Annotated in this window: 5 protein-coding genes, 1 tRNA gene and 1 pseudogene; 5 read left to right on the plus strand and 2 right to left on the minus strand. The window is 63.5% G+C overall.

Going from position 1 to position 5,672, the window contains the following annotated elements; all coding sequences use genetic code 11:
- Window positions 1-377, plus strand: a pseudogene (locus HYH07_RS36060) (methyl-accepting chemotaxis protein); the annotation flags it as partial.
- Between the two features lie 63 nt (window positions 378-440).
- Here the strand turns inward: HYH07_RS36060 and HYH07_RS36065 are convergent.
- Window positions 441-812 carry a DUF3175 domain-containing protein gene (locus HYH07_RS36065; protein ID WP_220006902.1) on the minus strand — a complete coding sequence of 124 codons (372 nt, stop codon included), beginning with the start codon at window positions 810-812 and terminating at the stop codon, window positions 441-443.
- 127 nt (window positions 813-939) lie between these two features.
- Between HYH07_RS36065 and HYH07_RS36070 the strand changes: the two genes are divergently transcribed.
- From HYH07_RS36070 to HYH07_RS36080, 3 genes are all read left to right on the plus strand, one after another.
- On the plus strand, window positions 940-2,427 hold the full coding sequence (locus HYH07_RS36070; protein WP_220006903.1) for an MFS transporter: 1,488 nt from the start codon (window positions 940-942) through the stop codon (window positions 2,425-2,427).
- 4 nt (window positions 2,428-2,431) lie between these two features.
- Entirely contained in the window at window positions 2,432-3,253 is an 822-nt protein-coding gene (gene otsB, locus HYH07_RS36075) for a trehalose-phosphatase (protein WP_220006904.1), read from the plus strand.
- Between the two features lie 225 nt (window positions 3,254-3,478).
- Window positions 3,479-4,942, plus strand: a complete 1,464-nt coding sequence (locus HYH07_RS36080; protein WP_220006905.1) for a trehalose-6-phosphate synthase — start codon at window positions 3,479-3,481, stop codon at window positions 4,940-4,942.
- Window positions 4,943-4,980: 38 nt separating this feature from the next.
- Here HYH07_RS36080 and HYH07_RS36085 read toward each other — a convergent pair whose 3' ends face one another.
- Entirely contained in the window at window positions 4,981-5,322 is a 342-nt protein-coding gene (locus HYH07_RS36085) for a hypothetical protein (RefSeq protein ID WP_057748219.1), read from the minus strand.
- Window positions 5,323-5,517: 195 nt separating this feature from the next.
- Between HYH07_RS36085 and HYH07_RS36090 the strand changes: the two genes are divergently transcribed.
- Window positions 5,518-5,607: transfer RNA gene (locus HYH07_RS36090), tRNA-Ser, on the plus strand.
- Window positions 5,608-5,672: the final 65 nt, after the last annotated feature.

A 5,672-nucleotide genomic window follows, 5' to 3' on the forward strand; every position in this document is an offset into this window, starting at 1 on the left:
CGCTGGCGAGCCAGACCGCGAAGGCCACCGACGAGATCTCCTCGCATATCGCGGGCATGCAGGGTGCGACGGCCGAGTCGGTCGCCGCGATCAAGGAGATCGGTGCGACCATCGGCAAGATCTCGTCGATCTCGACCTCGATAGCCAGTGCCGTGGAAGAGCAGGGCGCCGCGACCCAGGAGATCGCCCGCAGCGTCCAGAACGTCGCCCAGGGCACCCAGACCGCCGCGACCGATATCGGCCAGGTCAACCGCGGCGCGGCCGAAACCGGTTCAGCCTCGGAGGAGGTGCTGAACTCGGCGAAGACGCTGTCGAGCGAAAGCACCCGCCTGCGCGCCGAACTCGATCGCTTCATGGCGAATATCAGGGCAGCATAGGACTCCGTCGCTTCATACTCCGTCCGCCCGTCCGGGGTGACAGCGGGTAAGGGGCGGCGCGCCTTATTCCCTCCCGAACGCCCGCTTCAGCTCCACCTTCGCCTTTTCCAGCCGCTCACGCTGAGTCTTCGGCAGGGTTTTGCCGGCGCGGTTGATGTAGAACGTCAGCATCGACAGCGCGGAGCGATAAGCGCCGCTCTTGCGGCGCGCGCTGTGCTCGGCCGAGCGTTTCAGCGAGGCTGCGATCTTACGGGGGCTGGTGAGTTTGAACACGCCGCGCTTGAGATCGAGCGCGTCGCTCTCCTTCGTCACACGCTGCGACCAGCGCTTTGGCGCGGCGCGTTTTGTTCTTTTGCGGGCGGCGCTACGCCGCGCGCTGGTGTTCTTGCGTGCCGTCGTTTTGCGCGAATGTGTCGTCTTTCTGACCTGAGCCATGCGTCAACTCCTTGCGGCTGCAGCGGAAACGGCTGGCATTCGCCGGCGTTCCCAGGGGAACCGGCGGATGGCGCCGACGTTGTCGCAGGTGGCAAGCGAATGCCGCACCCCCAGACCCAGCAACCCCATGGAATTGCAGCTGAGCGCAGCGCTGAATGATGGACCTGCAGTCTCGGCGGCGGTCGCAAGCGATCGCATCGTCGAGACCAGCATTCCCGCGCGGCTCGATGCGTTGCCCTGGAGCGGCTTCCACACCCGTGTCGTGCTGGCGCTCGGCATCACCTGGATTCTCGACGGGTTAGAAGTGACGCTCGCGGGAGCGCTTTCGGGTGCGCTGAAGCAGAGCCCGACGCTGCGTTTCTCCAATCTCGATCTCGGAATCGCCAATTCCGCCTACCTCGCCGGCGCCGTGCTCGGTGCGCTCGGCTTCGGCTGGCTGACCGACCGCATCGGCCGCAAGAAACTGTTCTTCATCACGCTCGCGCTCTATCTTTCTGCGACCGCGGCGACTGCGCTGTCTTGGGATATTGCCAGCTACGCGCTGTTCCGCTTCCTGACCGGTGCCGGCATCGGCGGCGAATACACCGCGATCAACTCGACCATTCAAGAGCTGGTGCCTGCGCGCTATCGCGGCTGGACTGACCTTGTCATCAACGGCAGCTTCTGGATCGGGGCGGCTATGGGTGCCGTCGCTGCCATCGTGCTGCTCGATCCCGCCGCGATCGGCCCCGATATCGGTTGGCGTCTGGCCTATCTCATAGGCGCCACCATCGGCCTTGTCGTGCTGTTGATGCGGATGTGGATCCCGGAAAGCCCGCGCTGGCTGATGATCCATGGCCGCCCCGACCAGGCGCACGAGATCGTCGACGGCATCGAGCGCTCGGTGATCGGGCATGATCAGGAGGCGGACCGCGAGAGTTTTCCCAAGATGCGGCTGAAGATGCGCGATCACACCCCGATCCGCGAAGTCGCGCAGACGCTGTTCGGCACCTACCGCCAGCGCGCGCTGGTCGGCCTGGTGCTGATGGTCGCGCAGGCCTTCTTCTACAACGCGATCTTCTTCACTTTCGCGCTGGTGCTGACTGATTTCTACGGCATCAGCGCCGATCACGTCGGCTGGTACCTGCTGCCATTCGCAGCCGGCAACTTCCTCGGCCCGCTTCTGCTCGGCCGTCTGTTCGACACGCTCGGCCGTCGCGCCATGATCATGTTCACCTATGGCGTCTCGGGCCTCTTGCTGGCGCTATCGGGCTATCTGTTCTCGATCGGCGCGTTGAGCGCGCAGGGACAGACCATCGCCTGGATGGTGATCTTCTTCTTTGCCTCACCCGCGGCGAGCGCGGCCTATCTCACCGTCAGCGAAACCTTCCCGCTGGAGGTCCGCGCATTGGCCATTGCGGTGTTCTATGCGGTGGGCACCGGCATCGGCGGTGTGATTGGTCCTGCGCTGTTCGGCGCGCTGATCGATACGGGATCACGCAACAGCGTGTTCGCCGGCTATCTGCTGGGGTCCGTCCTGATGATCGCGGCCGCGATCGTGGCATGGCGCTATGCCATCTCGGCAGAGCGCAAATCGCTCGAACAAATCGCGCGGCCGCTCGCTTCCATGGAGTAGACTGATGAAATCCGAACTCGCTGAACCGGACCAGAAGCCCGCCATGCCCGACGAAGAAGCTCCTGATGCCGTGCCTGTGCCGCATGCGCTCGTGCCGCATCTCGACGAGACCGCGATTCTGCTCGACATCGACGGGACGCTGCTCGATCTGATGCCGACGCCGCGCGAGGTATGGGTGCCGCCGGGCCTTTCGGAGACTCTGAATCGCCTGACGGAGCGCACGTCCGGCGCCCTGGCCATGGTCAGCGGCCGCTCGCTCAACGATATCGACCTGATCTTCGCGCCCGATGTGTTTCGCGCGGTCGCAGGTCACGGCGCGGAGATGCGGCTGTCGGTGGACAACGAGGCCGACGACGTGCACGCGCCGCCGATGGACAAGGAGCTGAAGCGGCGCCTGGCTGCGATCGCAAAGCTCAGCCCCGGCATTCTGCTTGAGGACAAGGGCTATTCGCTGGCGCTGCATTATCGCCTCGCGCCGCATGCGGAGAAGGCGATTTACGAAGCCGTCTCGCTGATCCGCGCCGATCTGCCCAATGCGCCGATCGAGGTGCTGCCCGGCAAGTTCGTCTGCGAGATCAAGCATTCCGGGTTCACCAAGGCGACCGGCGTGCGCGAGCTGATGAAGCATGAGCCGTTCAGGGGACGTCGTCCGATCTTCATCGGCGACGACGTCACCGATGAAACCGTCTTCGCCATCATGCCCGACATGAACGGGCTCTCCTTCTCGGTGGGCCGTCGTGCCAAGGGGGTCAACGGCCATTTCGATGCGCCGAACGACGTACGTGCGTTCCTTGCGCGCCTGCTTGACGACACAAGGTCGGAATAAGGCGCGGTCATCTCATAGCCATATTGTCACTCGTGCAGTGCACCTGCGCGCACCCTTCCGGCCGTCTGAAATCCATCTTTCTCGAATGAAATCGCCGGGTTCCCTCGAAGGAAACAGGTTCCAACGCGCGCGCCTGACTTTGGTTTCATTTCGTAGAAATGATGACAGGAACCATATTGATGAACGGCAGTTAAACGGGGTGGAATGAACAGGAGGGGACGACCTGTGAACTTAGTTGTCGTTTCAAATCGAGTTGCGCGCGGCAAACCCAACGAACCCATGACGGGCGGCCTCGCAGCGGCGCTGCTTCCCGTTGTCGAGCATTCGGGTGCTATCTGGGTTGGCTCCTCCGGCCGCGTGCGTGATGGCCATCAGAAGGAGCCTTTCGCCGAGATCGAGGCGCTGGGCACGGGCGCGATCGCAACGCTGGATCTGCCGGCGGCGCATTATGGCGGCTACTACGAAGGCTTCGCCAATTCGGCCTTGTGGCCGGCGCTGCACTCGCGCAGCGATCTGATCCGCGTCTCGCGCGACGACTATGTCAGCTATCGCGAGGTCAACGCCTTCATGGCGCGCGCCCTGATGCGCTTCCGTAAAAACAAGACGGCGTTCTGGGTGCAGGATTATCATTTCCTCGCGCTCGGCGCGGAGCTGCGGGATCTCGGCGTCGATGATCCCATCGGCTTCTTCCTGCACACGCCTTGGCCGGTCGTCGCGGTGATGCAGGGCGTGCCCAATCATCGTGAGCTGATCACGACGATGCTGGCCTATGATCTGCTCGGTTTCCAGACCGAGACTGATTGCCAGAATTTCCTCAACTATGCCGGCAGCGAGCTTGGCCTCGTCATCGAGGACGGCGTCGTGCTCTCGCAATACGGCCGCACGCGCTGCCAGGTGTTTCCGATCGGCATTGACGCGGAGAAGTTCGCTGCCTATGCCGCGAAATCAGCCTCGCATCCGGATGTCTCGCGCCTGCGCCGCAGCCTCAATGGCGAGCGACTCGCGATCGGCGTCGACCGGCTCGACTATTCCAAGGGGCTCGTCAACCGCATCTGCGCGTTCGACCGGCTCTGGACCGAGCAGCCGCAATTCGCGCGCAGCATCTCGCTGCTCCAGATCGCCAATCCGTCGCGCGGCGGCATCGAAGCCTATGGCAATCTTCAGAACGAAGTCGCCCGCCTCGTCACTGACGTCAACGGTCGCCATGGTGAGGTCGACTGGACGCCGATCCGCTATCTGAACAAGGGTTTTAGCCAGGCCGTGCTCGCCGGCCTCTACCGCACTGCGCAGGTCGGCGTGGTGACGCCGCTGCATGACGGCATGAACCTCGTCGCCAAGGAATATGTCGCCGCGCAGAACCCGGCCGATCCTGGCGTGCTGGTGCTGTCGAAATTCGCCGGCGCGGCCAACGAGCTCGACACCGCGCTGCTGGTCAATCCGCACGACATCGACGGCATGGCGCGCGCGATCGCGGTCGCCGCAGCGATGCCGCTCACCGAGCGCAAGATGCGCTGGGACGCGATGATGAAGAAATTGCGGGGGCACACCATCCAGCAATGGTCGTCGGATTTCGTTGCCGAGCTGGAGAAGTGCCGCACCGAGAAAGTCGCGGCAGCTCCGCTAGCGGCACAACCGCCGCAGGCGCTGCGCTGGCTGAAATCGGCGATCTCAGGTGTGCGGCTGATCTGACCTCTCTCTGCCTCTGCCTTGCCGGGAGAGGTGAGCCCTCAATAGCAATACGACACGCCATCCAGGATCGCGCATTGCCGCTTGTTCGGCGCGTTCGGATCGTCCATCGGCACCACGCCCTTGCCCTGGCCGACAAACACGCCGGGCCCGACATGCACGGAGCTCTTGTTGCCGATGATGATGCTCTGATGCGGCGTGGAGCTGGAGCGGGTCCCGTCCGGCCATAGGATGGTATCGCCAGAGAGCACCCCGCGCCGCCCGTCGTCGCAGGTCACATCGACGCCCTGCCTGCTGCAGGCCTGCGCCTTCGCAGGCCCGGTAAAGGCGGCGCCAAGGGCCGAAATCAGGCAAAGGGCGGCGAGGGTGTTGCGGATGGTCATGGCGTCCCCGGTCATGTCTGGCTTTTTCAGGTGAATCGTCGCGCCAAACCCGTGATGGGTTCAACCCAAAGGAGCTCCCGAAGTCAGGGCGATGTGAGTTTTTATGCTGCAAATACAATATGTTGCGGAAAATTCATCGGATTTACCCGCGATCCCTTGCAAAATCGCCGGCGCCCCTTCAAGAGAGGGCGCTCCGGAGAGATGGCCGAGTGGCTTAAGGCGCACGCTTGGAAAGCGTGTGTGCGGGAAACCGTACCGTGGGTTCGAATCCCACTCTCTCCGCCATTGCTCACAGTGTCCGGCCCTGACACATGGGTAACAGATTGTACCTGAGACATGGGTGACAACCT

This window comes from Bradyrhizobium sp. BR 10261 (genome assembly GCF_019455395.1).
In the GTDB taxonomy this organism is placed as follows: Bacteria; Pseudomonadota; Alphaproteobacteria; order Rhizobiales; family Xanthobacteraceae; genus Bradyrhizobium; species Bradyrhizobium manausense.